Here is a 1,160-nt window from a genome sequence, read left to right as displayed (position 1 = left end):
CGGCGGTCCGCGCCGCGGGTGCGGGCGTACGGGGCCGCGCTTACCGTGTGCCCTATGGGAGCGAACCACGACATATCCCCCGCCGCTCGCCGCCGTTCCGCGACCCGCAGAGCCGCCCTCGCCGTCGCGGTCCTCCCGGTCGCCGGCGCCCTCGCGCTCACCGCCGCGAACCCGGCCGGCGCCCCCGCCCGGCGCCCCGCCGACGACGACACGGCGCCGCTCGCCACGTACTACAACCAGTCCGTGTCGTGGAACGACTGCGGTCACGCGGCCGCGGAGGCGGAGAAGAAGGCGGGCCGCAAGGCCCCCGCCTACCTCGAACGGCTCCAGTGCACCCGGATGCGGGTCCCCCGCGACTACGCGGCCACCGACCGCGGCGACCTCCACCTCGCCGTGGCCCGCCTGCCCGCGACCGGCCCCGAGGACGAGCGCATCGGCTCCCTCGTGCTCAACTTCGGCGGCCCCGGCGAGTCCGGCGTCGAGGGCCTCGCGACCCTCGGCGCGAAGTTCGCGAAGCTCAACGAGCGCTACGACGTCGTCGCCCCCGACCCGCGCGGCGTCGGCGAGAGCAGCCCCGTACGCTGCGCGCGGCCGACCGCGCGGGAGGCGAAGAGCCTGGACCGCTCCCCCGACGACCGCACGGAGGCCGACCGGCTCGCGGCGTACCACCGGCTCCAGGGCAGGCTGTGCGAAGAGGACTCCGCGCAGCTCCTGCCGTGGGTCGGCACCGTCGACTCCGCCCGCGACCTCGACGTGCTGCGGGCCGCGCTGGGCGAGGACAAGCTCACGTACATGGGATTCTCCTACGGCACCAAGCTGGGCGCCGACTACCTGCACCACTACCCGCGCAAGGCGGGGCGGATCGTCCTCGACGGGGTCGAGGACCCGCTGAAGGACAGCCGGCAGACCTACCTCGCCAACGCCCACGCCTTCCAGCGCGCGCTGGACGACTTCACCGACGACTGCACGAAGCGCGGCGCGTCGGCGTGCCCGCTGGGCGGCGACCCCGCGGCGGCGAAGAAGGAGATGCGGCAGCTGTTCGACCTGCTCGACGGGCGGGAGATCGAGACCGCGGCGGGCGTGCTGGACCAGACGACGTTCGTCGACGCGCTGACGCACGCGATGTACACGACGAAGCTGTGGCCGGACCTGCGGCGCGC

The 1,160-nt window shown here is 74.8% G+C and carries 1 protein-coding gene; it reads left to right on the top strand.

Going from position 1 to position 1,160, the window contains the following annotated elements:
• Positions 1-54 precede the first annotated feature (54 nt).
• Positions 55-1,160 (top strand): alpha/beta fold hydrolase (locus H5J30_RS34645; protein ID WP_181791772.1); only part of this gene is annotated, 1,106 nt, incomplete at its 3' end.

This window comes from Streptomyces phytophilus (assembly GCF_013870535.1).
Lineage (GTDB): Bacteria > Actinomycetota > Actinomycetes > Streptomycetales > Streptomycetaceae > Streptomyces > Streptomyces phytophilus.
This window is presented reverse-complemented; position numbering and strand designations above follow the sequence as displayed.